Genomic DNA, 25,991 nt, shown 5'->3' on the forward strand with positions numbered 1-25,991 from the left:
TTCCGTTTGACATTTCGCGTAAAATTTCTTTCTCGTATGAGGAATACTTGTCATGCTTGGACACCGGGGGCGCATATATTCACTGTATAAACCTCAAGAAAGCAGTGAGTATATGTCTAAATTTTTACAGGGAACTATTATTTTAATAATTGCTGGCTTAATTACACGTGTACTCGGGTTTGTCAATCGAATTGTGGTGGCTCGAATGATTGGAGACGAAGGTGTGGGACTTTATATGATGGCGGTCCCCACGCTGGTATTAGTAATCACCTTAACACAGCTTGGGCTACCGGTTGCCATATCCAAGTTAGTGGCAGAAGCAGAAGCTTTAGGTGACAGGCATAAAATAAAAAAAATACTTGTCGTCTCTTTAAGTATTACGTGTACGCTGAGCGTTTTATTTACGCTCGGACTAATATTATTCGCTCCCGTTGTAGCAAAAACCTTCTTTACAGATTCACGTACGATCTATCCGCTGCTTGCGATTATTCCAGTTATTCCAATCATCGCCGTCTCGTCTGTCATCCGTGGATATTTTCAAGGAAAGCAGCAAATGAAGCCTGCCGCTTATTCTCAAATTATCGAACAAGTGGTGCGGATTACGTTAATTGCCGTATGTACAAAAGCATTTTTGCCCTATGGAATTGAGTACGCTGCGGCTGGTGCTATGCTCTCTTCCGTATTTGGAGAACTAGCTTCACTGTTTTATATGGTGTTTATGTTCAAGCGAAAGAAGAAAATAACGGTAAGACGAAAATTTTTTGCTTCTTTACATGCGGGCAAAGATACGTTCTTTGACTTAATGCGAATCGCTCTTCCCACGACAGGAAGCCGCATGATTGGGTCAATTTCTTGGTTTTTAGAGCCGATTGTAGTAGCTCAAAGTTTAGCAATCGCAGGAGTAGCGACAGCGGTAGCAACGAAGCAGTACGGAGAATTAACAGGCTTTGCACTCCCGCTCCTGATGTTGCCTTCTTTTGTAACGGTGTCTCTATCCACTTCTTTGGTTCCCGCAATCAGTGAATCTCTTGCACAGAATCAAATGAAACAAATCGAATATCGGCTTCATCAAGCTCTCCGCTTGTCGTTTGTAACAGGCGGACTGGCCGTTGTTGTTCTTTATGTATTTGCTAATCCGGTAATGGAATTGATGTATGGTTCTGACAAAGCTGCTATTTTTGTCAAAGTCATGGCGCCTTTTTTTATCTTTTATTACTTTCAAGGGCCGCTTCAAGCTGTTCTGCAGGCGCTAGACCTTGCAAAAGCCGCCATGATTAACAGTTTTATAGGAGCAGCGGTCAAAACATCTCTTATCTTCTTACTCGGAACTCAGCCCAATCTAGGCATTATGGGAGCTGGTCTTGCAATTGTTGTTGGGATGATGCTTGTCACTCTTTTACATCTTTCTACGGTTATGAAAAAAATCACGTATAAGCTTCATGTGTTTGAGTACCTTCGCAGCTTTGCTGTAATGGGCATATCAGGCTTTATTGGACACTTCGCTTATATGAACCTTTTCACTTCCATCCCGTTGAGCTTACGAACCGTTTTATCAATTGCACTGACAAGCTTTGTATATGTACTGTTTTTGCTGCTTTTTAGACTGATAACAAAGGAAGAATTAAACCGTTTTTCTGTTTTACGCTATTTTAAACGAAAATAAAACGCGGAGCAATCCGCGTTTTATTGTTTCACATCTACCAAATCTATAAAAAATTTCCCGTTGTCGTAGCTGCAATATGAAATCTTATCTAAGTTTGAATACCCTCGCTTTTCCAGCTCTGCCCTTAACCATTCCGTTGTTTTATGTTCATGCAGCAGATGCTCTTCTTGAATAACGCCGTCAATGATAAAAGGCAAATTCAAATTGCCTTTTTCACCTGATTGCTGATCTTTCTCAAACACGGATAGCCTTCCTGAAGATTCTAAAATAGCAAATTCAACATCAGCTACATTTTTTATATTTTTATCACGCAGCTGCACGAGCAAGTCATTGAAGTTATATCGCTGCCTTTTCATTTCATGTTCATTTATTTTTCCATTCTCAATAATAATGCTAGGTTTGCCATCAATAAAATTTCGCATTCGATTGCTTTTAAGAGACCATATAGCTAAGCCAATTTGAATAATAAGAAGCGTTAGCATTGGAAGAATTGAATACAGTAAAGGATCTTTTGGGTTTTCAATCGCCATTACTGCCATTTCAGCAATCATAATAAAGACCACTAAATCCAATATGCTTAGCTCACCTATCTCCCTTTTTCCCATAACGCGAAAAATAATCAAAACGACTACATATAAAAGAACGGTTCGCGCAACCATGATGAACAACTCCACTGCAAAGACCTCCTTTATGTATTCCCTTGTAGTTTGTACCATTTATTTTAAAATAGCCTTACTTTTATGCGTCTATTTTGAAGGTCTCTCGAATATGCTCGTACTAAGGGTTCACCTATCTTTTTATTTCATGAGGGGGAAACAAGTTGGGTGCAAAACGAATGAGCAACGCTGTATTTGCAGGAGTAGCAACAATCTTAGTGATGGCTTTAGCGATTAGCATTATCTTTTCGCTTATTTTAAAATTCACATCGCTTGAAGAACAATCCGTACGTTTATTTTTACTTATTCTCTCATTTATTACACTGTTTATCGGAGGATTTATCGCGGGAGGCCGAAACGGTTCAAAGGGACTTCTCGTTGGAGGAGCCACTGGTGTTTCTTATTCTTTTTTAATGTTTTTACTACAATTCCTCGGCTATAGTCACCTGTTTTCTGCACAGCAGCTCTTATTTCACGCTGGATTTATTGGAGTCGCTATTCTAGGGGGAATTGTTGGCGTAAACATTGCCGGTTCACGAGAAGCATAAAAAAACGTCACGTACATGTACGTGACGTTTTTTTATTAATCTACGCTTCTTACTTCACGAATAGCATTGCGGTCAAACGTTAATTTTGAACCGTCAGTGCTGCGAACCACAACTTGTGACTCATCAATTGCGTCTACCAAACCATGCATACCGCCAATTGTAACAACCTTATCACCTTTTTTAAGTGCTGATTGCATTTGCTGTACGTTTTTTTGACGTTTTTGCTGTGGACGGATTAACAAGAAATAGAAAATGACAAACATTAAAAGTAATGGCCAAATATTTTGTAAAACTCCCATGAAAACTCCTCCTTTTATTTATATTATCAACAGGTACTCATTCATAAATTTGATGAAAATTCCTGTAGTGACCTAGAAATTCTTTGCGTCCGGGCCGTTAAACCCATATTTTTCAAAGAACTCATCGCGGAAATCGCCAAGTCGGTCTTCGCGAATGGCTTCACGGACTTGCTCCATTAAGTTTAGCAGAAAATATAAGTTATGGTAAGATGTTAAACGAATTCCAAACGTTTCATTACAACGAATTAAGTGGCGAATGTACGCTCTTGAATAATTTTGACACGTGTAGCAGTCACAGTTTGGATCAATCGGACCGAAGTCTTCTGCATATTTTGCATTTTTAACAACAAGACGACCTTCGCTTGTCATAAGCGTTCCGTTACGTGCAATACGCGTTGGTAATACGCAATCAAACATATCAATCCCGCGAATCGCTCCATCAATTAACGAGTCAGGTGATCCCACTCCCATTAAATAACGTGGTTTGTCGGTTGGTAAATATGGCGTCGTAAACTCAAGCACACGATTCATTACATCTTTTGGTTCTCCAACTGACAGCCCTCCCACAGCATAACCTGGGAAGTCCATTGAAACTAAATCTGCTGCACTTTGACGGCGTAAATCTTCAAACTCTCCGCCTTGAACAATCCCAAAAAGACCTTGGTCTTGAGGGCGGCTGTGAGCCTCAAGGCATCGCTCTGCCCAGCGGCTTGTGCGTTCAACTGAACGTTTTAAGTAGTCATATTCTGCTGGATAAGGTGGGCATTCATCAAATGCCATCATAATATCAGACCCAAGCGCATTTTGAATGTCCATCGCTTTTTCTGGAGATAAGAAAAGCTTGTCTCCATTCAAATGGTTGCGGAAATGAACGCCTTCTTCTTCAATACGGCGCAAATCACTTAAGCTGAAAACTTGGAAGCCGCCTGAATCCGTTAAGATGGGACGATCCCAGTTCATAAATTTATGAAGGCCACCCGCTTTTTTAACAATTTCATGACCTGGACGAAGCCATAAATGATACGTATTACTTAAAATAATGCCTGCCCCCATTGCTTTTAAATCTTCCGGAGACATTGTTTTTACTGTAGCTAATGTGCCTACTGGCATGAAAATAGGCGTTTCAAATGAGCCGTGAGGCGTATGGACAATCCCTAAACGCGCTCCTGTTTGTTTACAAGTTTTTATATGTTCGTAACGAATTGCTGTCATTGATGTATTCCTTTCATGTTAAATTACAAAATTAGCATCGCGTCGCCGAAGCTGAAAAAGCGATACTTCTCTGCTACAGCTTGTTCATAGGCAGAAATAACGTTTTCTCTTCCTGCTAAGGCACTTACAAGCATAATGAGCGTAGATTTTGGAAGGTGGAAATTTGTAATCATTCCATCAATTGCTTTAAATTCATACCCTGGGAAGATAAAAATATTGGTCCAGCCTGAAGAAGCAACAAATTTGCCGTTATGCTCAGTTGCAATCGTTTCAAGGGTACGGGTAGAAGTTGTGCCTACTGAAATAATGCGACCGCCTTTTTCGCGTACGCTGTTTAGTAAAGCAGCAGTTCCTTCACTCACTTGATAAAACTCTGAGTGCATATCGTGTTCTTCTAAGTCGTCAACGCTGACTGGACGGAATGTACCCAATCCGACATGAAGCGTTAAAAATGCAATATGCACACCTTTTTCTTTTAACTGTTCAAGCATCTCTTCTGTAAAATGAAGACCTGCTGTTGGCGCTGCTGCAGAACCTTGTTCGCGAGCAAAAACCGTTTGGTAGCGCTCTTGATCATCCAAGCGTTCTTTAATATAAGGCGGCAGCGGCATTTCTCCCAGTTGTTCCAGAACCTCATAAAAGATGCCTTCATAGTTGAATTCTAACAAACGTCCGCCTTGGTCGCTCGTTTCTTTACATACAGCTGTCAGACGTCCGTCACCAAACGAAATAACCGTGCCTTCTTTTACTCGTTTAGCCGGTTTTACAAGCGTCTCCCACGTATCGCCTTGTGTTTGTTTTAAAAGCAATACTTCAATATTAGCACCTGTATCTTCTTTTGTCCCAAATAATCGTGCAGGAAGAACACGCGTGTCGTTTAACACTAAACAATCTCCTTCTTGCACATAATCAAGAAGGTCATGAAACATATGATGCTTCACATTTCCTGTTTCTTTGTTTAATACCATGAGTCTTGACGCATCTCGCTGCTCAAGCGGCGTTTGGGCAATCAATTCTTCTGGTAAATGAAAATCAAATAAATCTACTTTCAAAATGTTCACCTGTTTCTACTTAATTATTTAAATTTGCCAATTACATAAAAAATAAGTGATAACACAACGCTTACTAGAATACATGTCACAATCGGGAAATAAAAGGTTGTATTTCCTTTTTTGATAAAAATATCGCCAGGAAGCTTGCCAACGAACTGCCATAACAGCCCAATGACGACTAAAATGCCCCCTAATGTGATAAGCATCTTAGGCATATCATTCACTGATCAGGCACCTCCAGCTGAAAATGATCATAGACCAAAGGCGTCACAATTCGTCCTCGAGGCGTTCGCTGCAAAAAGCCGATTTGCAATAGATACGGCTCGTATACGTCTTCAATTGTGTGAGACTCTTCACCAATAGTAGCCGATATTGTGTCTAACCCTACAGGGCCGCCCCTAAATTTTTCGATAATCCCTCTTAATAATTTATGGTCAATATGATCAAGACCTAAACGGTCCACCTGCAACATTTCTAATGCTTCGTTGGCAAGCCTTTCGGTTATGGCTCCGTCTCCTTTGACCTGAGCAAAATCTCTGACTCTTCGAAGCAAGCGATTCGCAATACGCGGAGTTCCCCTAGCACGTCTAGCCATCTCAAACGTAGCTTTCTCATCAATCTCTACATCTAAAATAGCGGCTGTTCTTTCTACTATCGAAGCAAGATCTTCTTCTTGGTAATATTCTAAACGGCTTAAAACGCCGAAGCGATCACGCAAAGGAGAAGATAAAAGCCCTGCTCTTGTCGTGGCACCTACTAGCGTAAACGGAGGCAAATCCAGACGGACGGAACGTGCACTCGGTCCTTTTCCAATAACAATATCTAAACAGAAATCTTCCATTGCTGGGTATAGTACTTCTTCAACCGAACGATTTAATCGATGAATTTCATCAATAAAAAGCACATCTCCAGGCTCTAAGCTGGTTAAAACTGCGGCTAAATCGCCTGGACGCTCAATAGCGGGTCCTGAGGTCGTTCGGATTTGCACGCCCATTTCATTAGCGATAATAGTAGCAAGAGTTGTTTTCCCCAACCCTGGAGGACCATATAAAAGCACGTGATCTAACGTTTCGCTTCGCATTTTGGCAGCTTTAATAAAAATGTCCAGATGGGATTTTACTTTATGCTGACCAATATACTGCTGTAAGGTTTGCGGCCGCAAACTTTGCTCGATGATTTCTTCTTCACCAAGAACATCTCCCGTTACAATACGATCGTCCATTTTACTCCTCCCTTACTTATTGTTTCAATAATCGCTTTAACGCTTCTTTAATATACTGATCCGTTGTCATCGTTTCCTTCATTAAAGCCGGAACAATTTTTTTGATTTCTCTTTCTGCATAACCTAATACTTTAAGTGCTTCAATCGCTTCATCGAGTGCTTCTGAACTTTGAGATTTGACTTCTTGTGCGTCCAAATCTGCAAATAAAGAAGGAACGGCATCTGGTACAATATCATGCAGCTTTCCTTTTAAATCTAGAATCATCTGTCGAGCTGTTTTTTTACCTACTCCTGGAAACTTAACTAAAAACTTCTCGTCTTCCTCTTCCACAGCTTGGACAACCTGCGCTGGATTACCTGACGCTAAAATAGCTAAACCGCCTTTTGGGCCGATTCCTGACACGCTAATTAACTTCATAAATAAATCCTTTTGTTCTCGGGAAGCAAACCCGTAAAGTGCAATTACGTCTTCTCTTACATATTGATAGGTGTAAACCGTCTTTGGTTGTTCATCAATTGAAAATACATATGGGTTCGGCGTAAAGACTTGATAGCCTATCCCGTTGTTTTCGATTACTACATACTCAGGATTTATATATGTAACAGTGCCTTTGATATAATCAAACAATAAGCTCTCTCCTTAATCACGTACGCGCGGGCAGTGACCTTCAACTTTGCCTACGAAGAATCCTGCCCGCATCGTTCTCTATTTTCCTTTAAAGCTGCTTTTTAAAAAGACGTTCAAGAGAACGTTTGCCTCTTTTCATCTTTGACAACCTATTTTTACAATAGCTGTAAAAAATAGAACCGCACACTTTTATTGATGAATGACCTTTTAAAATATATACAATACTAGACTGCTGAATACCATTTTAACATATCGCCAAAAGCAAATAGAAGCAATTTAGAATGTTGAATTCAATAATTATTTTACCATACTAAAAAACGGCTGCTTGATTGAAAGCGGCCGCTGCTGGAGCTGATAGATTTTATAGAAATTAATGAGGGAAAGATATTCATCTTTTGATTGAACGCGAATACCTTTCTTTAATTGTTCATGCTGATAGCTCTCAAGCCTTTTGATGTCAATTTGAAAAAACGATTGTATAATGTGCTGCGACGAAGCTGGTTTGCCTTCAAATGCTGAGAGAATACCATTAACAGAAAGCCCTACATAACCGTTCTCTTTTAAAATAGGTGAAATATCGTCTATGCTTGTTCTAAAAACTAGCTCTTGATCCGTTTCTTTAAGCAGTCGCCAATTTTTATATTTTTTCATTAATTGTTTTTTCGTCATAGAAGGGCTTTTGATCACCTCTTGACTTACGACTCCATCCACATACACGCGCTCAAGAAATAATGTCATCGGCTCCTTTTCATTCGCATCTGCACGGTATGGCATTATACAAAGCACAACACTTACTAGCATTAAAAAAGCTGCTTGATGAATGACTTTCTTCACTCACCTTCACCTCACACGTTAATCATACTCTTTTTAGTATTATCTAAAAAGGTTTTGTGAAAATCTACACTAATAGTTTGACCTACTTATTTTCTTTTATCCTCTTATTTTATGAAGCAAATCCCTTTTACGATATTATGTTAAGAAAACATGGAGTATTTGTTACATTTGCACACTATTTGTAAAATTTTCTCTTAAACGTTTTAATTAAATTTTCGCAGGGTATGTACATAGTGGAAGTAATTGTAAGGACTTCTATTATCTATTTTCATAAAAAAGGGAGCTGAAGTAATGAGAATGAATAAACGTGTAGTCGGAACTTTTTTTTCAGAGAAAGAAGCTTTAGATGTTATCCATAATTTAAAGCGTCAAGGTTATCGAGAAACAGATATTATGGTTATTTCTAACAGTAAAAGCAATACATTTCAAATAGGTCACGATACAAATGTAATTATTGAAGCTGGTTCACCTGCCGTAAGTTCATTAGCTGGCGTCATGATGGATAACTTTTTTACCATGATGACAGGCGGCATGGGGCTCAAACAAGGAAACGGCTTGAAATCAAAATTAATCCGCATGGGCATACCAGACTTCTCAGCCGTGCAGTGCGAGACAGATGTAGCTGCTGGTAAAATTCTAATCTTGATAGATGCCGTAAGCTCTGAACAAACTCCAGCGTACGGAACCTATACGGAACACAATGAGCATAGAGCCGTCCAATTACGTGAAGAAAAATTAGATGTCTTAAAAGAACGCGTCCAAGTCGGTGAAGTAAAACTCCACAAAAAAGTAATAGAGGAAGAAAGAACTGTACACGTTCCTGTTACGAGAGAAGAGTTTTATATTGAACGTCGCCCTGTAGTTGACGGAGACTATAACGCTGGGCCACTTACAGAAGATGAAATTATTCGTGTTCCAATCATGGAAGAACGAGTAGAAATAACCAAAAGACCAGTTATTGTTGAAGAAGTAATTATAGGAAAAAAACTTATTCAAGAAACAAAAGAATGGACTGAAACAATTAAGAAAGAAGAAGCAAGCGTAGAACCTGATCGACTCGCGAGCCCTGAAGTATACGAAAATATGATGAACTATACAGACCATACTTACGCTCAAGTTTCTGCAGCTCTAGCAAGCGACGTGGAAGCTGAATACGAAAATAGTCAGACAACTAACAACGAGAAGCCAAACACACAAGCTAATGAGACAAGCTCTTCTGCAAAAAATGTAAAAAATACAAAGAGTGTCGCTACGGCACCAGCAGATACGAAAAAAAGAGAAGGTCGCCTCAAACAAAATGAAACTAACGCTCAAAAGGAAGAAGCGGAATCCAAAACAACAAACAAATCTGCTTCTAACAAGAAAAATTAATAGTTACATGTTCGAGGAATAGCTGCCTGGCTTCAATGGCAGCTTTTTTATATGTCTTCTCATCAAAAAAACAGCCGTCCTTCACAGACAGCTGCTTCTTCATTTAACGATGTTTATGATTGACATTCTCATCAACTGATTCAAATAGGCCATTGAAATTAGTTTGAATCGTATTTCGGTCTTTTCCATTTCGAATATCGTCATCAAGAGAACGAGCGTTCATAAATACATCATGATCTACTTTTACTTGAACATTGTAATCCTTTGCAATAGGCTTTACTTTATCGAGCACGTTTTGTTTTAAACGGCCGTTATTTATGTCTTTGGCCGGATCTACAGCAACTAATAGCTGATCTCCACGGACAACGGCGCGGCTATTTTCTACACCTTTAACGCTTGCAGCTCGATCAGCCACTTTTTCCGTAAAGTCTTTTGGATAATCTTCACCATAATACATATTAGCAACGCCATTTGTACGATCATTTGTATTATTGATGTTTCCATAAGGGTTTGTCGGATTGTCAAAACGTCCATCACTTACGTTTAACGGATAATTAGGTGTTCCATTCCCATCTAAAACTTCAGTCATTGGACCTTTCGGATTATCTACGCGATGTTCATTCGCTTTTTCATTTGTATGATAGCCAACAGGCTGTGTCGTATCTGTATAGCGCTGTTCCATACCTTGGTCTTTGTTATTGCAAGCGCCAAGTCCCATCATACATGCAAAAGCTAAAGAAGTTGCTACATACCTATTCAACATAATCGCCCCCTAATTTAAGCTCTACTTACTCTGAGCTTACTATTAGGATTAAAAGACGAGCCGTTTCTTATTCGATGAAGTGTTTATAAACTCTTTACATGTCATGTAGGTTTTGTAAGTGCTGGTAAATCACTCGATAAAAACGGGTACGCTGGGACCATTCTTCAACCGATTGCTGCATTAATCTTTGACGGTTTGCCCATGATAAAGCAGAGGCATTTATATTCCAGTTTCTCATCAGCATCGATGGAAATAGCAAAGAAGCAAGAAAAAAACGCTGCTTGCTTAATTCTTTTATTTTCGAGTGTTGAAGTAGTTCTTTCATCGACCACTGGACGTAAGGCAAAAAGCGCTGGGCAAGCTGGACATAGTCATAAAGAGCAGGAGCTTTAGCCGATAAGTCAAAATCAATCATAACAATACCCAAGTGGTTTGTTTTCAAGAAATTATGTGAAGCAACGTCACCGTGAATAATGGAACAGTTTAACCCACTATCTTTGAAGCGCTCCATTAAGACTAAAGCTTTTTCTCCCCAAGTCGCAATGTCTTTATATACATGAAATTGATTAAATTCCCTAAATACATGTGATGTTTCTCGAAAAGAAGAAAGCCGCTTTTTCCATTTTAAAATAAGGTCATACTCAGAAAGCTTTGTATACGCGGCTAGTTTCTTTTTATGAACTTCTCCATGATAGCGAATCAATGTTTGTAATACTTCTTCCCGATCTTGAAAACTTTCATACGTTACCTCTTTTACTTGCTTAACAAAAGGCATCATCGCCCAGTACAAATGACGGTCCTTTATATAAAGTTCACCTTCTGGGTAAGCTTCGAAATTAACAGCATACCCTTGTTGAATCTGAGATAAAAAATGATAAACATGTTCAATTTTACCTTTGTCTCTGTATGCTTTTATTACTTTTTTTCCTTTATTCGTATCCGCTATGATAACATGAGGCTTTTTCATACGATAGGTCTCAACGTGAATATCTCTTTTTTTCAAATAGAGAAAGAGACGATTTAAATTAAAATCGTCTCGTGTATAATAATCAATCTTCATCTTCGTCGTACTCATCGTATTCTGGAATACTAAATGCATTTGGATCAAACGCAGGATACGGAGGTACACCAATCATGCCATATGGGGCTGGATAGGGTGCCCTTGGGTCCTGAAAGCCATAAGGTACCTGCTGTTGGTACTGTGGATAAGGCTGCTGTGGTGCATAGTCTTCAGGTCTTGGTTCACCGCATCCGCAGTCTCCTTGCTGCTGTGGCGCATAGTGCTGCCCATAATGGTAAGGCGCGTTTCCATAACCATCGGAAGAACTTTCATAATGGCCACCCGTCATAGCTCCTTGCACTTGTGGATACATCGGTGCTTGATGATAGGCCGGATAAACGGGCTGCTGATATCCCCATGGAGGCGGACAAGGAGAACATTGTACCGGTCCATAGCAGCTGTGTGGCATCATTGGATACATTGGCATCGGTGCCATGTGAGCGCCCATCGCATGTTCTTCAAACGACTCGTTTTCATAACCGTGATGATACATTGGAGCCTGTTGATACATTGGCATTGGATATGGCTGCGGTGCATACATTGGCGGAGGACACGGCATGTAATTAAACCCGCAGCCTGGCATTACAGGCGATATCGGCATGATTGGGTAACATGGCATTTGAGGAGGCATTTCTATACTCTCCATCTCAGGACTTTCTGGCGATTCATGCTTAGGTAGTTCTTTTGGTGCTTCTTTTTTTGGAGCCTGCATCGCCATATTAACGGTGTAATAATTGTTAATATCAATCTCAGGTGCAATTGGCTTTAATTTAGGAAGCTTTGGCGCAACTGGCATTTCTTTTTTAGGCTGCGCAATTGGTGCTTCTTTTTTAGGCTGCGCGACCGGCGCTTCTTTCTTTGGCTGCGCAATCGGCGCTTCCTTTTTCGGTTGAGCAATCGGTGCTTCTTTCTTTGGCTGTGCGATTGGTGCTTCTTTTATTGGTTGCATAAACGGTGTTTGAGCAGGCTGATTAGCTGACTTTTTCTCATCCGGACTTTCATCAATTTCCGTTACTGGATAAGCTTTTGTGGATTGGTCACTATAAGGGTGTTGAACTTTAGGCATTTCTTTTATACCAGGTGAAGGAGCTCCTTCTTTTTGAACAGGCACTCCGCTTGTCGGCACTTTAATTTTCATTCCAGGCATGATCATGTCTGGATTGCTTAATTGAGAATTCGCTTTTTTTAACTCTTCAAAATTAACCCCATACTTTTCAGCGATTTTCCAAAGGGTATCCCCTTTTTGAACGATATGGATTTTCAACGTCATTCCCCTCCCGAGTAGAGTCTCTGCCATCTATATGTGCAAAATCAAAGTAAGTTCTGTTTGTTCATCACAAGATATGCCTTGAACCATTTTTTTATTCATTTTGCCCACAGTTTGGTTCAAGTTTTTATGATAAAGAAAAAAAGACTTATCAACACAAACAATATGTCAATAAGTCTTCTTTTAGACCTTCTCTTTTTAATTGTCTTAAAAATCTTTATGCTCGTTCTAACATATTCGTTAGCGCTTTGATCGCCCCTTGTGCTGTATGTTTATCCACCTTGATTTGATTCACTTCTGTTCCTTCTTCGATGCTTTCTAAAGCCCACAGCAAGTGAGGCAAATCAATTCGGTTCATCGTCAAACAAGGACACATATAGGGATTAAGCGAAACAATTTCTTTATCCGGATGACTGTTGATAATCCGTTTTACTAAGTTCATTTCCGTGCCAATGGCCCATTTAGAGCCTGAAGGGGCTTTTTCAATTGTATCAATAATATATTTTGTAGAACCTGCATAATCTGATTTTTGCACCACTTCATAAGAACATTCCGGATGAACAATAATATTCATCTCAGGCTGCTTCTCGCGTAAATAATCAATATTTTTAACCGTGAAATTTTCATGCACAGAACAGTGACCTTTCCACAGAATCACCTTGATATTGTTTATATCCCCTTCATATTCAAGCATTTCTTCAATAGGATTCCAAATGGCCATTTCATCTAGTTCAACACCTAAATCATAAGCTGTGTTTCTGCCCAAATGCTGATCTGGCAAAAAGAGAATGCGCTCTTTTTTAGAAAATGCCCACTCCACCATATTTTTTGCATTTGAAGATGTTACAGTTGCCCCATCATGTTCGCCTACAAAAGATTTAATTGCAGCTGTAGAATTCACATACGTAAGCGGAATAATTGTATCTCCGAAAAGATCCTGTAAGACAGGCCATGCCTTTTCTGTTTGCTGAATAGTAGCCATATCAGCCATTGAACAGCCAGCTCGCATATCGGGTAAAATGACTTTTTGATTTTCAGCTGTTAAAATATCAGCTGTTTCTGCCATGAAGTGAACGCCGCAAAACACAATATGCTCAGCTTCTCTATTTTCAGCTGCTATTTGAGCCAGCTGTAAGGAGTCTCCTACCGCATCTGCAAATTCGTACACTTCATCTTTTTGATAATGATGGCCGAGCAGAAACAATTTGCTTCCGAGCTTTTTCTTGATTTCTAGTACTCTTCTTTTCATTTCATTTTCTGTGAGCTCTATATATTTAGCGGGCAGCGTTTGCTGCTGAAGCGTTTGTAATAAACTCATGATTTCCTGTTCCCCTTTCTGTTAATAAGTCCAAGCTGATATCGATAGCCCCTGCTGAATGCGTTAAAGCTCCAAGTGAAATATAGTCCACTCCGCTGTCTCTAAAAGAATGGAGCGTGCCAAGCGTAATTCCACCGGATGCTTCTGTGACAATATGAGCGGGAACCAGTGGTATCCAATCTTTAATGACTTCTGGAGAACAGTTATCGAACATAATGACATCTGCTCCTGCCTCTATTGCTTCTAGCAACTGACTTTTGTTTTCAATTTCTACTTCCACCTTAACCATATGTCCAACCTGCTCTCTTACTTTCACAACAGCGTCTAGAATAGATCCTGCATGTGCAATATGGTTATCTTTTAACATGACGCCATCGTACAATCCAAAACGATGATTATAACCTCCTCCAGCACGAACGGCATACTTCTCTAACATTCTCATACCAGGCGTTGTTTTTCGCGTGTCACATATACGCGTATGTGAGCTGCCAAGCAGCGCTACGGCTTTGTCCGTCATCGTGGCAATGCCACTCATTCTTTGAAGTAAGTTTAAGATTACCCGTTCACCGGTCAAAATAGATTGCACGGGTCCTGAAACGGTAGCTATTTTATCTCCAGGATTAAGAACATCTCCATCTTTTTTCTCCAAATTCACTTTCACGTTAGGGTCTATTAAATGAAATCCTTCTTTAATCAATTCCACTCCTGCGATAATACCTGATTGCTTTGCCGTGAACACAGCTTCCCCTTGGTCAGACGGAGAAAAAATAGCTTCACAGGTTATATCTCCATCTCCAATGTCTTCTATAAAAAAAGACTGCAATAGTTTTTGTAATTTCAACGTGTTCATTGTGCTACCTTCACCTTTCTTTTTAGATTTTCTTGCTTATAAAATCAATGATTGTTTTGTTGAAGCAGCAGACTGCTTAATAATTCGCTTATGCTCCCATTCTTGGTTTTCATGCGGAAAGTCACTTCGGTAATGACCTCCTCTACTTTCTTTTCTTGCAAGAGAGGACTCGGCAATAAGCAGACCTGCAGTTAGCATATTGCAGATGGTCGCAGCTTTCCTCGAATATATAACTTCTTGGTCAAGAGGTATTCCATTCAGATAATTTGTGAATTCATGCACAATAGTAGCCAATTCGTTTTCATGACGAATGATTCCTACACAATCCATCATTTTATGCTGAATTTGTCTTGTGGCAGGCAGTGTTTTAGGCACGTCTTTATAGACGTAACGGACGGGGGGATAACGAGATATCGTTCTCGCTTTATGTAAAATATGACGCCCTGTCCGTTTTCCAAATACAAGACACTCTAACAATGAATTGCTTGCTAGACGATTTGCTCCATGAACGCCTGTAGAAGAAGCTTCCCCCACGGCATACAATCCTTCAACGCTTGTTTGTCCGTAACCATCTACTTCAATTCCACCCATTAAAAAATGTGCGCCTGGAGTAACAGGTATTCGTTTTTTGTCCAGTTGAATTTTATACTTCCGACACAGTGCCGTAATCGTAGGAAATTTTTGTTGGAAATGAGCCACTTTTTCAATGTCTAAAAATATGGATCTTCCTTTTTTTATTTCATTAAAAATTGTCCTTGCTACAACATCTCGCGGTGCTAAATCCTTAAAGGGATGAACGCCTTCCATTATGCGTTCATTCCATTCATTTACCAGTACGCCACCTTCACCTCGAACCGCTTCGGATACTAGACCTTTCGCTTCATTTTGATACAAAAGCGTCGGATGAAACTGAACAAATTCTAAGTCCGCTAATTTTGCTCCAGCCCTGTACGCAAGCGCTAGCCCATCTCCCGTCGCAAGCGGCTGGTTGGATGTATGCTTGTACAAAGCGCCGATTCCTCCGGTAGCAATAACCGTTTGACGAGCATGATATATAGTAATTTTGTTGTTTTCACCTTGTCCGATAGCACCTCTGCACGTTCCATCTACAGTTATTAAATGCTGAATCATTTCGTTTTCAATGACTGTAATATATGGCAGTACTTCTTTTTTCAAAAAAGCGAACAGCGCTTGTCCTGTTGCATCCCCACCTGCATGGAGAATACGATTCGTACGATGGGCTCCTTCTTTTCCAAAATGCAGCGTACCATCTGGATTTCTATCAAACTTCATTCCTTTATGAATCAATTCATTTACTACAGCCGCACCTTCTTCCACTAAAGTGCGTACCGCTTGTTCATTGCAATGCTTATTGCCCGCAACCAACGTATCATAGAGATGTTCACTCCAGTGATCGCTGCTTCCAATAGCAGCTGCTACTCCGCCTTGAGCAAGAACTGAGTTATTGCGGTCAATTTTCCCTTTCGTTACCATTACAACTCTGTTATGACGACACAGTTCATAAGCTGCAGAAAACGCTGCTAATCCGCTTCCAATAATTAAAACATCCGTCTCTAACATTTTACACCTCTTTATTTACATGTGTCTTGACACCTATATTTACATATTATTAAATGAAAGACAAGAAGTTTTTTTATCGGAGGGAGAAAATGATTTATCTGGACTATGCAGCAACAACGCCAATGAGACAAGAAGCAATTGAAGTATATACTGAAGCGGCAACAAGCTATTATGGAAACTCCAGCAGTCTTCACACACTTGGAACACAAGCAGAAAATTTACTTACGCTATGCAGAAAAAAATTAAGCCTGTTAGTAAATTGTCGAGAGGATGATCTTTTTTTTACAAGCGGGGGAACAGAAGCTAATTACTTAGCTATTCGTTCTCTTTTAAAAGGAAAAAATGATGAAAGAAAACATATAGTGACAACGAAACTTGAACATTCTTCGGTGCTTCATACGTTGCAGCAGCTTGAAAAAGAAGGATTTTCCCTATCTTACGTACCTGTAGATCAAAACGGAGTTGTGTCTGTAGACGACTTAAAGAAGACGCTTCGACCTGATACTGTGCTAGTAGCCATTCAGCACATCAATCATGAGCTGGGTACAATTCAGCCAGTTGAGGATATTGGCCATTTTTTATCTAAAAAAGAAATTCTCTTTCACTGTGATTGTGTTCAATCTTTTGGTAAGCTTCCTATTGATGTTAAAAAGCTCAAAGCTGATAGCATCTCAGTCTCTAGTCATAAAATTTACGGACCAAAAGGTGTAGGAATGGTATACATGAATTCAAGTTCTTCTTGGAAGCCTATTTACCATAAAGCAACTCATGAAAAAGGCTTTCGCCCTGGGACTGTAAATACAGCGGGCATTGCTGCCTTTACTGCAGCAGCTGAATACGCATATGCAGAAATGAAGACCGTTCAAAGCCATTATGAGCGCTTAAAATCGTACTTACTAGAAAACCTAGAGCCTCTTGCTCCTTTTATAGAAGTAGAAGGCCTTGGGAACTCTCATTTTCCTGGAATTATGGGACTGACGTTTTCAAACATACAGGGTCAATATGTTATGTTACAATGTAATCGTCACGGAATTGCTATCTCTACGGGAAGTGCCTGTCAGGTAAATCAGCAGGAACCATTAGCTTCTCTACTTGCGATTGGCAAATCAACTGCGAATGCTAAGAATTTTGTCCGTATTTCATTCAGTCAACATTCAACGTTTAAGCATATTGATCGACTCATATCCGTTTTTCATTTATTACAGCAAGAATTTATAAAAGTGTAAAAGGAGGGATTAAAGGTGCCAGAAACTCAAAAGAAAATTCTTGGAGAAGAAAGAAGAGAACTTATTCTACAATGGTTAAAAACAGAGAATAAACCAATGACAGGCAGTGAGCTTTCGAAACGAACGAACGTTAGCCGCCAAGTCATTGTACAAGATATTTCGCTGCTTAAAGCTAAAAATGAGCCCATTATCGCAACAAGCCAAGGATATATTTACATTCAAAATCCATCTCAAACTACCGTGCATCAGCGAATTATTGCCTGTCAGCATACGCCAGAAGATGCTGAAAAGGAGCTTCTCCTGCTTGTTGACCACGGCGTTCTCGTAAAAGATGTAACCGTTGAACACCCTGTGTATGGTGAATTAACGGCTTCCGTTATGATTCAAACCCGAAAAGAAGTAGAAACGTTTATAGAAAAAATTCAAGAAACAAACGCAACTTATTTATCTCAGCTAACAGATGGGATTCACCTTCATACGATTGAAGCAGATACAATTGAAAAACTGAATGCTGCCTGCTTAGCTCTTGAAGCGGAAGGCTATTTAGTTTCGAATGAATAAAAAGGTGTTATAACAAAAAAAATCCCGCTTTAAAGCGGGATTTCTGTTTCAAGTAGTGTATGGGAATAGCTTCCTAAAAGCTCTACGCTACAGCCTAGTGCCTCAAGTTCAGCCATAGCCCCAGGGATTAATACTTCATCCATTTTTTGTTCAATATCAACGATAAAGAAATAGTTTCCAAGCCCTGTTTTCATAGGACGGGATTCAATTTTAGACAGATTTAGCTTACGCCAGGAGAAGGCTGAAAGCACTTGATGAAGCGCTCCTGCCTGATCAGATGGAAGTGTAATCATTAACGTTGTCTTGCACCCGTTTCCAGCTAAAAATGGCACCTCTTGCGCTCCATCTTTATGCAAAATAACAAATCTTGTTGTATTATGATCATAATCATGAATGTTCGGGCAGGCAATATGTAATCCATATTCATGGGCTGCTAACCCATTCGCAATAGCTCCAATATTAAGCTCAGGGTGTTCGCTTACATACTTCGCAGCAAACGCCGTTGATGTCATCTCTTCTACTGCAGTTGACGTACATTCTCCGTGTAAAAATTTATGACACTGCGCAATTGCATGAGGATGAGAATAAATCGTTTCAATGTTTTTCCACTGTTCTGCACGAGATGGATGAACCATTAAATGCTGACGAATCGGAAGCACAATTTCCCCAACAATCGGCAGACGACGTTCATGAATAAGATAATCAAGTGTTAAATTTACAGATCCTTCAAGTGCATTTTCTAACGGTACAATTCCATACTCAATTTCTCCGTTATCCACTGCATCAATGCATGCTGGAATTGTTTTGTATGGAATATGGTCGTGCTGTTTAAATACGCCTTGGACGGCTACATGTGTAAATGTTGCCTTTGGTCCTAAATATCCTACTTTCCCCACAATCATGCCTCTCCTTATCTATATCTGTTTGCCATTATGCCCCTGAACCAAGCACGTCCACTTTATCTACAAACTCTAAGCTTTTCAGTCTTCGCAGCATTTCATTTAATTCAACATTCATGCTTGCTGTATCTAATGAAAGAGTTACGTTGGCACGCCCTTGTAAAGGGATGGTTTGGTGAATCGTTAACACATTGCATCCCGATGATGCAACGGTGCTCAATAAATGTGATAAAGTTCCTGATCGATCTTCAATATGAAAAAATAGTGAAATAATTCGCTGTTTGACAACCGTCTGAAACGGAAAGACCGTGTCGCGGTACTTATAAAAAGCACTGCGACTCAAGTCTACGGCTTGTACAGCATCTGCTACCGATTCAGCTTTTCCCCGTTCAATTAACAGCTTCGCATCCAATGTTTTTTTCATCGCTTCTGGTAATACATCTTCGCGAACTAAATAAAACTGCTTATCGCTCTTATGCAAGTAAAGCCCCTCCCCTTATCCTATGAACAACAATTAGTCAATAAATTCAAATTCATATTCAAACAGCTTTACAATATCGCCATCTTTTGCTCCTCGTTCACGAAGGGCTTCATCGACGCCCATGCCTCGAAGCTGACGCGCAAATCGACGAACGGATTCTTCACGTGAGAAGTCGGTCATCTTGAATAATTTTTCGATTTTTTCACCACTTAATACGTATGAGCCATCGCTATCACGCGTAATAACAAATTCCACTTCTTTCTTTTCATGCTTGTACAATACGCGGTGCATAGATAGATCTTCCTCTTCTTGCATTGGGAATTCCGGCGTAGTTTCTACAAGATCAGCTACTGTAAATAACAGTTCGCGGATTCCATTACGCGTTGCTGCAGAAATTGGAAAGACTTTCACTTCGTCTCCTACTTTTTCTTTGAATGCAGCTAGATTCTCTTCAGCTTGCGGGATATCCATTTTATTTGCTACCACTACTTGCGGACGTTCAGTTAAACGCATATTATATTGACGCAGCTCTTCATTAATAGTTAAGTAATCTTCATATGGATCGCGGCCTTCTAAACCTGACATATCGATTACATGGACAATAACGCGGGTACGTTCAATGTGACGTAAAAACTGATGACCTAATCCTACACCTTCATGTGCACCTTCGATTAGCCCTGGTAAATCTGCCATCACAAAACTGCGATTGTCTTCTGTTTCAACTACTCCTAAATTCGGATTAATTGTTGTAAAATGATATTCAGCAATTTTTGGCTTTGCAGCAGACGTTACGGATAATAACGTTGACTTTCCAACACTTGGAAAACCAACTAATCCTACATCGGCTAATACTTTTAATTCAAGAATTACATTTCTCTCTTTACCTGGCTCTCCATTTTCTGAAAGCTCCGGTGCTGGATTTGCAGGTGTAGCAAAACGCGTATTCCCACGCCCTCCGCGTCCACCTTTAGCAATCACTGCGCGCTGGCCGTGCTCAACTAAATCAGCAATCGTTTCGTTCGTATCTTCATCTAACACAACCGTACCTGGTGGAACTTTTACAACCATCGGCTCAGCGTTACGTCCGTGCTGTCCTTTTGACATTCCATGTTCACCGCGGCTTGCTTTAAAGTGACGCTTATAGCGGAAATCCATCAGCGTACGCAATCCTTCTTCTACTTCAAAGATGACATCTGCACCGTGACCACCGTCACCACCTGCAGGACCTCCTTTTGGTACGTACTTTTCGCGACGAAAGGCAACCATTCCATTTCCTCCGTCGCCACCTTTTACATATACCTTGACCTGATCTACAAACATTTATTTTTCACTCCGTTCTATATCTTAGCTCCTGCAATAGCAAAAGCGCTGTTAACTTATTGTGAGCATAAGGCTAAATTCATCTTCAGACATATGCTGTTCAACCAATGCAACTCCTTGAGCGCACTCATAACATTGTAGCTTGTTTTGTAGCTTCTGTATATCTGTTAGTATTCCACTAAAGTCAAAAAAGAAACGAATTCCCTGTTCTTCAATGCATACTGAAATACTCAAATAGTTTTCTGCATGATAATCAACATATTTTTCGAGTGCTTCTGTCAAATAGCAACACCAGTTGTATACGAACTCATCGTATTGTGATAAATCCTTCAATTCTCCGAGCACTTCCACATCTAAGCGAACAGCATGGTTATTCCAATGATAGGTCATAACAAAGCCCGCAAACAGTCGCATATTGATGTTTGTTAACTTGGATTCATGTTTGGATTCATTTACAATTTCTTCAATGATTTCATTCGCTCGATCAAGCCGATTCAACGCTAGATTGCCTTTGATTAATTGCAGCTTATTTAACCAATCATGCCGCGCGTATCTTAATACCTCTACGACATCCCATTCTTTTTCCATCTTAGCACTCCTAACTTTGACTCGAGCATAAGTATTTCACAACGCTGACAAACATCTCGTATCAATCTTCTTAGATATGTTCGATTATAACAAATTCCAATGGGTAATAGGTGAAATATTCTACAAAAAGAAAACTCTAACCTACTTGGGTTAGAGTTTTCTTTTTGTATCTTATGCTTCTTGAGCAACAGGGTATACAGATACTTTTTTACGGTCACGACCGAAACGTTCAAATTTAACGATACCGTCGATTTGAGCGAATAAAGTATCATCTCCACCACGACCTACGTTTGCACCTGGGTAAATTTTAGTACCGCGTTGACGGTATAAAATTGAACCACCAGATACGAATTGGCCATCAGCACGTTTAGCACCAAGACGTTTCGAGATTGAATCACGACCGTTTTTAGTACTACCTACTCCTTTTTTAGAAGCGAAGAATTGAAGGTCTAATCTTACTAACATGACATCCACCTCCTGTTTAGTTGTCGTTAATTTTTATATAATTACTGTAATCTAATTCGATCGTTTTCAGTGAAACAACCATACCTTCTAATAGCAATTGAATCTGTTCCAATGTGAACGAATCCACATCTTTTGGAATCTCACAACGGAGATAACCACCATCTCCACCTTGCTCTAAGTGCGGTTCAACCCCACTTATTGAAAAGATAGCATTAATTGTTCCAAATGAAACTGCAGATGCTCCCGCACAAACAAGATCTTTTCCGTGTTCGGAAAAGTCAGCATGTCCACTCATCGTGAACCCGTCAACTTTCTTATTTGCATCACGAGAAATCGTCACCTTAATCATTTGTTATAATTACGCGTTGATAGCGTCGATTACAACTTTTGTGTAAGGTTGACGGTGACCTTGCTTACGACGATAGTTTTTCTTTGCTTTGTATTTAAATACAGTGATCTTTTTAGCGCGACCTTGTTTTTCAACTTTAGCCGTAACTGTTGCACCTTCTACGAAAGGAACACCAACTTTCACGCTGTCGCCACCTACAAATAATACTTTGTCAAAAGTAACTGTTTCGCCTTGTTCACCAGCAAGTTTTTCAACGTAGATTGCTTGACCAGCCTCTACTTTAATTTGCTTACCACCAGTTTCAATAATTGCGTACATTCTCTGCACCTCCTCTAAAAACTAAGACTCGCCATCACAGGTGTTCAAGTGAACTTAAAACCTGTTCTGAGCGGTTGTAGCACGGGTGCTACAAACCAACATATTAAATCTTACTACAAATCAAAGGTTAGTGTCAATTGGAATTCATGTTTTCTTCTAAAATTTTATATAGAAGCAGAGACCCTTTTTTGGATCTGCTCATTCGACCCCAATTGACGCAAAACAAATGCGTTTGTATAATCATCGCTTGGCGTAAGATATACGGTTTTTTTTACCATTTTTTCTAAAGCGTTGAGAAATCCTTGAGCCTTCATTTCATTTATAACATCACTTCGCGTCTCAATCCAAATAGCCTCTTCTTCCGCGCCGCGATGTTCCCAAATTACACGTTCAATTTGAAAAGCAGCCGTTTTTGAATCAATCATTTTACCGGTTCCTTCACATACTTCACAAGGCATAGTTAGTGTTGATCCAATACTATTACGCACTTTCTTCCGCGTTAATTGCAATATGCCGAGCTCTGTAAAGCCAACTACATTCGTCCGCACTTCATCTTGTTCACATAGCTTTTTCATGTACCTTTCTACTTCTGTCCGATCTTCTTTATGAGGCATATTTATAAAATCAATTAAGATCATGCCACCTAAGTGACGTAATTGCATCTGTTTGGACAGTTCATACGCAGCTTCCATATTTGTTTGAAGCATTGTCTTTCGAATATTATCTTTTCCTGAAAACTTCCCCGTGTTCACGTCCACGACCGTCATCGCTTCCGTTTCGTCAATAACGATATAGCCTCCGCTTTTGAGCCACACGATTCGCTTTAAAAGCTTCTCTATTTGCCGTTCCACATCGTAAAAAGAGAAAATATTTTCATTTCCTTTATAGTACTCTATTGATGAGTTAGGGTAGGTAGTTTGAAGATGCTGATATAGGTCGAAGTCATCTACTACTATCCCATCAATTCCTTGTTGAAGTGCAGCTTGCACTCTTGTTTCGAGAAAATCTTGTCCTTTGCTGACTAGGGCAGGAGCTTTCATTCCCTGTGTCTGTCGTTCAAGGCGCTCATATTTTTTCTGTAGCTCTTTTATTTTATGTTGGACCGCGGCTTCTGATTTTTCTGCAATCGCTGTTCGAAATAAAAAGCCTTCCATCCCTTGTTTTAACCGCTCACCAAGCTGTTTCCACTGTTGTCGTTGTGGCTCCGCTATTTTTTTGGATACAGCGACATAGTTTCCGTGCGGTAAATATACAAGCTCATCAGAAGAAAATTCAATGATACCCGTCAGCTTCGGCCCTTTTGTCCCAATGCCTTCTTTTACAACTTGAACCAATACTTTTTCTCCTTCACGAATAAAAGCAGACATCGGCTGCTGATCTTTGTGAGGATTCTCTGACTGCTGATAGGATACAAGTTCATTTCGATGAATAAATCCGTTCATTGATAAACCGATATCGATAAAGGCTGCTTGCATATTCGGCAGTACTTTTACTACTTTACCCCAATATATATCACCAATAATTTGATTCTCGCTTTGTTCTTGTAAATAGATTTTTTCTAGTGCTTTATCGTTTATCACGGCTATACGTTTTGAAGAAGTAGCCGCGTTAATAATACATGCCTTCACATACATTGCCTCACTTTAATCTAAATTCACAGGAAAAAGTTCGGTCAGTGCAACCGAACTTTTTTCATTCTATTCTATGTTACTAGAAATCAGTAAACTGTTACAAGTTCGTCTAGTTGGCTATTTGTTCTTTTTTCTACAAAGTAAGCGTGTAAAAGTTCATTTTCATCAATTTGTACATGCTCGCCTGTTTGAGATGTAGCAATAATCATATGCTTACAACCTCTTTGGAATTTTTGCAGAACTTGATGGAGCGTCTCACTGGTTGATACACTTAGTGTTTTTAAAGCTCCAATTGGATGCTCTTTGCCATGATATCTCTCCAACAAAAAGCGCATGTAGACAAATTGCCTGCTCTTCCATTCTAAATATCCAGATATAATTAAAAATGAAATAACAATCCATAAGTGCAGCTGAAAAGGATGCATAATAACGGCGTAAATAATACCGACAGCTAAAAAAAACGTTGATAACCGGAGCGCAAGCTTATGCGCTTCTAAAAATGGTAAAGACCGACTGCAAATTAAAAAAAGCAGCTTCCCTCCGTCCAATGGCCAAATGGGCAAAAGATTAAACAGTAAAATCACCGTGCATTGAAACATAAATTGCTCATACGTTTCCAAAGACAATACATTTATTTTCATTAATAAGAAAGCAGCTCCAAACATCCAGAGATGCTGAAGAGGCCCACTTATTGTCACAATAAACTCTTCTCGAAATGGACGATTCCCATGTTCATCTACTTCTGCTACTCCCCCAAAAGGTAAGAGCATAATTCTGCGAATCCGCCAAGAAAAACAATGAGCCGCTACGGCGTGGCCCAGTTCATGAATAATTACAATAATAAATAACAAAAAAAGCTGCTTTACCGTAGCCGTTAAGATACCAATTACGAAAATCCCCCAAAACAATGGATGAATGTGAATTTTCATCAATAACGAAAAAGCACTATTCAAATTGAATCACCTGACTAGGATCCACAAACTTATCGCCTTTTTTAATAGCAAAATAGAATGTTCCAGCATCGCCTTTTTTACTGTTTTCCACAATTCCTACTTCTTTGCCTTTATTTACAAAATCATACATACTAACATTGATTTTTTTGAGCTGTCCATACCAAGTTTCGGTTCCATCCGCATGTTGAATAATAACCGTATTCCCAGTATCATCACGTTTTCCTACATACCTTACAATACCTTCACTCATTGCTTCTACAACAGAATCCACTCCTGTTTGAACCGTCACACCTTGCTTACTTTGAGCAAATGTTTCCGTTACTTTCCCTGAAGCTGGAGTAGCATATTCTCCGCTTACACTTTGCTCCGTTTTGCTAGACTCTTTATTCGGCAATAGCGTTAACGGCTTCCCAAACTTATCTTCGTACCAGGAGGAAACAGCTGCAAACTGAAATTCTTTATCCATTGTTTGTTGAACCACCACTCTGGCCTGTTCAAAAGTAGGAGAAGCGTTCTTGAACATAATCCCTACAATTAACACTAAGCAGGCTGAAGCTAAAATTTTAAATAAAAAGCGTTCTTTTCGAAATAACGGGTGATATTCCTTTGCTGATGGTGTGTATTCAACCGTAGAATAATCCATCGATCCATACTTTTCTTCTTCACTCATTAAGGACGTATGAAGAGGTTCTTGAGGAAGACGCTTCGTTGTATTTAATTGTTTTCGCTTACGCTCAGCAATTCGTTTACGGATTTCATCAGCACGTCGATTCATGATTCATCATTCTCCTTGTTCTTATCGTATAATCAACTATATGACTTGTCCGTGGAGCTTATGACAGCTTGACTCTACAAAATCACACAAATAAAAAAAGC

General features: G+C 39.7%; 29 protein-coding genes and 1 other annotated feature. Of the genes, 5 read left to right on the forward strand and 24 right to left on the reverse strand.

The features are described from left to right. Positions 1-52 precede the first annotated feature (52 nt). A complete protein-coding gene (spoVB, locus tag AC3WJG_RS07205; RefSeq protein WP_102812664.1) occupies positions 53-1,663 on the forward strand; it encodes a stage V sporulation protein B in 1,611 nt (536 codons plus the stop codon). A gap of 20 nt (positions 1,664-1,683) precedes the next feature. Here the strand turns inward: spoVB and AC3WJG_RS07210 are convergent, their stop codons facing one another. Next, on the reverse strand, positions 1,684-2,337 hold the full coding sequence (locus AC3WJG_RS07210; protein ID WP_407818572.1) for a DUF421 domain-containing protein: 654 nt from the start codon (positions 2,335-2,337) through the stop codon (positions 1,684-1,686). A 146-nt stretch (positions 2,338-2,483) separates the two neighbouring features. On the opposite strand from AC3WJG_RS07210, the gene AC3WJG_RS07215 reads away from it, so the two are divergent. Further along, positions 2,484-2,867 (forward strand): TIGR04086 family membrane protein, encoded by a 384-nt coding sequence (locus AC3WJG_RS07215; RefSeq protein ID WP_013085105.1) that lies wholly within the window; start codon positions 2,484-2,486, stop codon positions 2,865-2,867. Positions 2,868-2,902: 35 nt separating this feature from the next. On the opposite strand, the gene yajC is transcribed toward AC3WJG_RS07215, so the two are convergent. The 7 genes from yajC to AC3WJG_RS07250 all read right to left on the reverse strand — a co-directional run bounded on the left by yajC (position 2,903) and on the right by AC3WJG_RS07250 (position 8,114). Next, positions 2,903-3,166, reverse strand: a complete 264-nt coding sequence (gene yajC / locus AC3WJG_RS07220; protein WP_013059316.1) for a preprotein translocase subunit YajC — start codon at positions 3,164-3,166, stop codon at positions 2,903-2,905. Positions 3,167-3,238: 72 nt separating this feature from the next. After that, the gene (gene tgt / locus AC3WJG_RS07225) at positions 3,239-4,378 is read right to left on the reverse strand and encodes a tRNA guanosine(34) transglycosylase Tgt (protein WP_013059317.1); all 1,140 of its coding nucleotides are present in this window, start codon (positions 4,376-4,378) and stop codon (positions 3,239-3,241) included. Between the two features lie 23 nt (positions 4,379-4,401). After that, on the reverse strand, positions 4,402-5,430 hold the full coding sequence (gene queA / locus AC3WJG_RS07230) for a tRNA preQ1(34) S-adenosylmethionine ribosyltransferase-isomerase QueA (RefSeq protein WP_025750588.1): 1,029 nt from the start codon (positions 5,428-5,430) through the stop codon (positions 4,402-4,404). 23 nt (positions 5,431-5,453) lie between these two features. Then, positions 5,454-5,654 (reverse strand): DUF2905 domain-containing protein, encoded by a 201-nt coding sequence (locus AC3WJG_RS07235; protein WP_013059319.1) that lies wholly within the window; start codon positions 5,652-5,654, stop codon positions 5,454-5,456. After that, a complete protein-coding gene (ruvB, locus tag AC3WJG_RS07240) occupies positions 5,651-6,652 on the reverse strand; it encodes a Holliday junction branch migration DNA helicase RuvB (protein WP_013059320.1) in 1,002 nt (333 codons plus the stop codon). The genes AC3WJG_RS07235 and ruvB overlap by 4 nt, the downstream gene beginning before the upstream one ends. Positions 6,653-6,668: 16 nt before the next feature. Continuing rightward, complete coding sequence (ruvA, locus tag AC3WJG_RS07245) at positions 6,669-7,280, reverse strand: Holliday junction branch migration protein RuvA (RefSeq protein WP_013059321.1); 612 nt, start codon at positions 7,278-7,280, stop codon at positions 6,669-6,671. Positions 7,281-7,577: 297 nt separating this feature from the next. Further along, the gene (locus AC3WJG_RS07250; protein ID WP_028410578.1) at positions 7,578-8,114 is read right to left on the reverse strand and encodes a BofC C-terminal domain-containing protein; all 537 of its coding nucleotides are present in this window, start codon (positions 8,112-8,114) and stop codon (positions 7,578-7,580) included. Between the two features lie 291 nt (positions 8,115-8,405). Between AC3WJG_RS07250 and AC3WJG_RS07255 the strand changes: the two genes are divergently transcribed. Then, on the forward strand, positions 8,406-9,485 hold the full coding sequence (locus AC3WJG_RS07255; protein WP_102812665.1) for a YsnF/AvaK domain-containing protein: 1,080 nt from the start codon (positions 8,406-8,408) through the stop codon (positions 9,483-9,485). A gap of 103 nt (positions 9,486-9,588) precedes the next feature. Here the strand turns inward: AC3WJG_RS07255 and AC3WJG_RS07260 are convergent, their stop codons facing one another. The 6 genes from AC3WJG_RS07260 to nadB all read right to left on the reverse strand — a co-directional run bounded on the left by AC3WJG_RS07260 (position 9,589) and on the right by nadB (position 16,324). After that, positions 9,589-10,248: a YhcN/YlaJ family sporulation lipoprotein gene (locus tag AC3WJG_RS07260; protein ID WP_028410577.1), complete on the reverse strand. Its 660-nt coding sequence runs from the start codon at positions 10,246-10,248 to the stop codon at positions 9,589-9,591. Positions 10,249-10,342: 94 nt separating this feature from the next. Continuing rightward, positions 10,343-11,308 (reverse strand): phosphotransferase, encoded by a 966-nt coding sequence (locus AC3WJG_RS07265; protein ID WP_225049510.1) that lies wholly within the window; start codon positions 11,306-11,308, stop codon positions 10,343-10,345. Then, positions 11,298-12,578: a SafA/ExsA family spore coat assembly protein gene (safA, locus tag AC3WJG_RS07270; protein ID WP_050688557.1), complete on the reverse strand. Its 1,281-nt coding sequence runs from the start codon at positions 12,576-12,578 to the stop codon at positions 11,298-11,300. Before safA ends, AC3WJG_RS07265 begins: the two co-directional genes overlap by 11 nt. A 214-nt stretch (positions 12,579-12,792) precedes the next feature. Next, the gene (gene nadA / locus AC3WJG_RS07275; RefSeq protein ID WP_028410574.1) at positions 12,793-13,893 is read right to left on the reverse strand and encodes a quinolinate synthase NadA; all 1,101 of its coding nucleotides are present in this window, start codon (positions 13,891-13,893) and stop codon (positions 12,793-12,795) included. Next, positions 13,850-14,743 (reverse strand): carboxylating nicotinate-nucleotide diphosphorylase, encoded by an 894-nt coding sequence (gene nadC, locus AC3WJG_RS07280; RefSeq protein ID WP_098333386.1) that lies wholly within the window; start codon positions 14,741-14,743, stop codon positions 13,850-13,852. Before nadC ends, nadA begins: the two co-directional genes overlap by 44 nt. Before the next feature lie 36 nt (positions 14,744-14,779). Further along, complete coding sequence (gene nadB, locus AC3WJG_RS07285) at positions 14,780-16,324, reverse strand: L-aspartate oxidase (RefSeq protein ID WP_028410572.1); 1,545 nt, start codon at positions 16,322-16,324, stop codon at positions 14,780-14,782. Positions 16,325-16,413: 89 nt separating this feature from the next. Here nadB and AC3WJG_RS07290 point away from each other — a divergent pair, with 89 nt between their 5' ends. Together AC3WJG_RS07290 and AC3WJG_RS07295 are read left to right on the forward strand one after the other, a co-directional pair. Further along, the gene (locus AC3WJG_RS07290; protein ID WP_028410571.1) at positions 16,414-17,550 is read left to right on the forward strand and encodes an IscS subfamily cysteine desulfurase; all 1,137 of its coding nucleotides are present in this window, start codon (positions 16,414-16,416) and stop codon (positions 17,548-17,550) included. Positions 17,551-17,565: 15 nt separating this feature from the next. Further along, positions 17,566-18,111, forward strand: a complete 546-nt coding sequence (locus AC3WJG_RS07295) for a transcription repressor NadR (RefSeq protein WP_028410570.1) — start codon at positions 17,566-17,568, stop codon at positions 18,109-18,111. Positions 18,112-18,140: 29 nt separating this feature from the next. Here AC3WJG_RS07295 and pheA read toward each other — a convergent pair whose 3' ends face one another. From pheA to AC3WJG_RS07345, 10 genes are all read right to left on the reverse strand, one after another. Beyond that, entirely contained in the window at positions 18,141-19,013 is an 873-nt protein-coding gene (pheA, locus tag AC3WJG_RS07300; RefSeq protein WP_337133909.1) for a prephenate dehydratase, read from the reverse strand. A 28-nt stretch (positions 19,014-19,041) separates the two neighbouring features. Further along, on the reverse strand, positions 19,042-19,491 hold the full coding sequence (locus tag AC3WJG_RS07305; protein WP_013059332.1) for an ACT domain-containing protein: 450 nt from the start codon (positions 19,489-19,491) through the stop codon (positions 19,042-19,044). 33 nt (positions 19,492-19,524) lie between these two features. Next, positions 19,525-20,811: a GTPase ObgE gene (obgE, locus tag AC3WJG_RS07310; RefSeq protein WP_013085117.1), complete on the reverse strand. Its 1,287-nt coding sequence runs from the start codon at positions 20,809-20,811 to the stop codon at positions 19,525-19,527. A 51-nt stretch (positions 20,812-20,862) separates the two neighbouring features. Next, positions 20,863-21,399, reverse strand: a complete 537-nt coding sequence (locus tag AC3WJG_RS07315) for a Spo0B C-terminal domain-containing protein (protein WP_013085118.1) — start codon at positions 21,397-21,399, stop codon at positions 20,863-20,865. A gap of 171 nt (positions 21,400-21,570) precedes the next feature. Next, positions 21,571-21,864, reverse strand: coding sequence for a 50S ribosomal protein L27 (rpmA, locus tag AC3WJG_RS07320; RefSeq protein ID WP_013059335.1), 294 nt, complete (start codon positions 21,862-21,864; stop codon positions 21,571-21,573). 16 nt (positions 21,865-21,880) lie between these two features. Further along, a complete protein-coding gene (locus AC3WJG_RS07325) occupies positions 21,881-22,213 on the reverse strand; it encodes a ribosomal-processing cysteine protease Prp (protein ID WP_013059336.1) in 333 nt (110 codons plus the stop codon). Positions 22,214-22,222: 9 nt separating this feature from the next. Then, positions 22,223-22,531 carry a 50S ribosomal protein L21 gene (gene rplU / locus AC3WJG_RS07330; protein ID WP_013059337.1) on the reverse strand — a complete coding sequence of 103 codons (309 nt, stop codon included), beginning with the start codon at positions 22,529-22,531 and terminating at the stop codon, positions 22,223-22,225. Positions 22,532-22,545: 14 nt separating this feature from the next. Then, positions 22,546-22,617, reverse strand: a sequence feature (ribosomal protein L21 leader region). 78 nt (positions 22,618-22,695) lie between these two features. After that, complete coding sequence (locus tag AC3WJG_RS07335) at positions 22,696-24,165, reverse strand: Rne/Rng family ribonuclease (protein WP_028410567.1); 1,470 nt, start codon at positions 24,163-24,165, stop codon at positions 22,696-22,698. Between the two features lie 83 nt (positions 24,166-24,248). Then, on the reverse strand, positions 24,249-25,115 hold the full coding sequence (locus tag AC3WJG_RS07340; RefSeq protein WP_337133908.1) for a M50 family metallopeptidase: 867 nt from the start codon (positions 25,113-25,115) through the stop codon (positions 24,249-24,251). Beyond that, positions 25,108-25,890, reverse strand: coding sequence for a M23 family metallopeptidase (locus AC3WJG_RS07345; RefSeq protein WP_028410565.1), 783 nt, complete (start codon positions 25,888-25,890; stop codon positions 25,108-25,110). The genes AC3WJG_RS07340 and AC3WJG_RS07345 overlap by 8 nt, the downstream gene beginning before the upstream one ends. Between the last annotated feature and the right edge of the window lie 101 nt (positions 25,891-25,991).

It is taken from the genome of Priestia sp. FW507-14D1A, from assembly GCF_058781295.1.

Bases quoted from the DNA above. Each gene is read 5' to 3' on its own strand.
- spoVB (WP_102812664.1), top strand. From the start codon at position 53: ATGCTTGGACACCGGGGGCGCATATATTCACTGTATAAACCTCAAGAA.
- yajC (WP_013059316.1), bottom strand. From the start codon at position 3,166: ATGGGAGTTTTACAAAATATTTGGCCATTACTTTTAATGTTTGTCATT.
- tgt (WP_013059317.1), bottom strand. From the start codon at position 4,378: ATGACAGCAATTCGTTACGAACATATAAAAACTTGTAAACAAACAGGA.
- ruvB (WP_013059320.1), bottom strand. From the start codon at position 6,652: ATGGACGATCGTATTGTAACGGGAGATGTTCTTGGTGAAGAAGAAATC.
- AC3WJG_RS07255 (WP_102812665.1), top strand. From the start codon at position 8,406: ATGAGAATGAATAAACGTGTAGTCGGAACTTTTTTTTCAGAGAAAGAA.
- AC3WJG_RS07260 (WP_028410577.1), bottom strand. From the start codon at position 10,248: ATGTTGAATAGGTATGTAGCAACTTCTTTAGCTTTTGCATGTATGATG.
- AC3WJG_RS07265 (WP_225049510.1), bottom strand. From the start codon at position 11,308: ATGAAGATTGATTATTATACACGAGACGATTTTAATTTAAATCGTCTC.
- safA (WP_050688557.1), bottom strand. From the start codon at position 12,578: ATGACGTTGAAAATCCATATCGTTCAAAAAGGGGATACCCTTTGGAAA.
- nadA (WP_028410574.1), bottom strand. From the start codon at position 13,893: ATGAGTTTATTACAAACGCTTCAGCAGCAAACGCTGCCCGCTAAATAT.
- nadC (WP_098333386.1), bottom strand. From the start codon at position 14,743: ATGAACACGTTGAAATTACAAAAACTATTGCAGTCTTTTTTTATAGAA.
- nadB (WP_028410572.1), bottom strand. From the start codon at position 16,324: ATGTTAGAGACGGATGTTTTAATTATTGGAAGCGGATTAGCAGCGTTT.
- AC3WJG_RS07290 (WP_028410571.1), top strand. From the start codon at position 16,414: ATGATTTATCTGGACTATGCAGCAACAACGCCAATGAGACAAGAAGCA.
- pheA (WP_337133909.1), bottom strand. From the start codon at position 19,013: ATGATTGTGGGGAAAGTAGGATATTTAGGACCAAAGGCAACATTTACA.
- obgE (WP_013085117.1), bottom strand. From the start codon at position 20,811: ATGTTTGTAGATCAGGTCAAGGTATATGTAAAAGGTGGCGACGGAGGA.
- AC3WJG_RS07315 (WP_013085118.1), bottom strand. From the start codon at position 21,399: ATGGAAAAAGAATGGGATGTCGTAGAGGTATTAAGATACGCGCGGCAT.
- rpmA (WP_013059335.1), bottom strand. From the start codon at position 21,864: ATGTTAGTAAGATTAGACCTTCAATTCTTCGCTTCTAAAAAAGGAGTA.
- AC3WJG_RS07325 (WP_013059336.1), bottom strand. From the start codon at position 22,213: ATGATTAAGGTGACGATTTCTCGTGATGCAAATAAGAAAGTTGACGGG.
- rplU (WP_013059337.1), bottom strand. From the start codon at position 22,531: ATGTACGCAATTATTGAAACTGGTGGTAAGCAAATTAAAGTAGAGGCT.
- AC3WJG_RS07335 (WP_028410567.1), bottom strand. From the start codon at position 24,165: ATGTATGTGAAGGCATGTATTATTAACGCGGCTACTTCTTCAAAACGT.
- AC3WJG_RS07345 (WP_028410565.1), bottom strand. From the start codon at position 25,890: ATGAATCGACGTGCTGATGAAATCCGTAAACGAATTGCTGAGCGTAAG.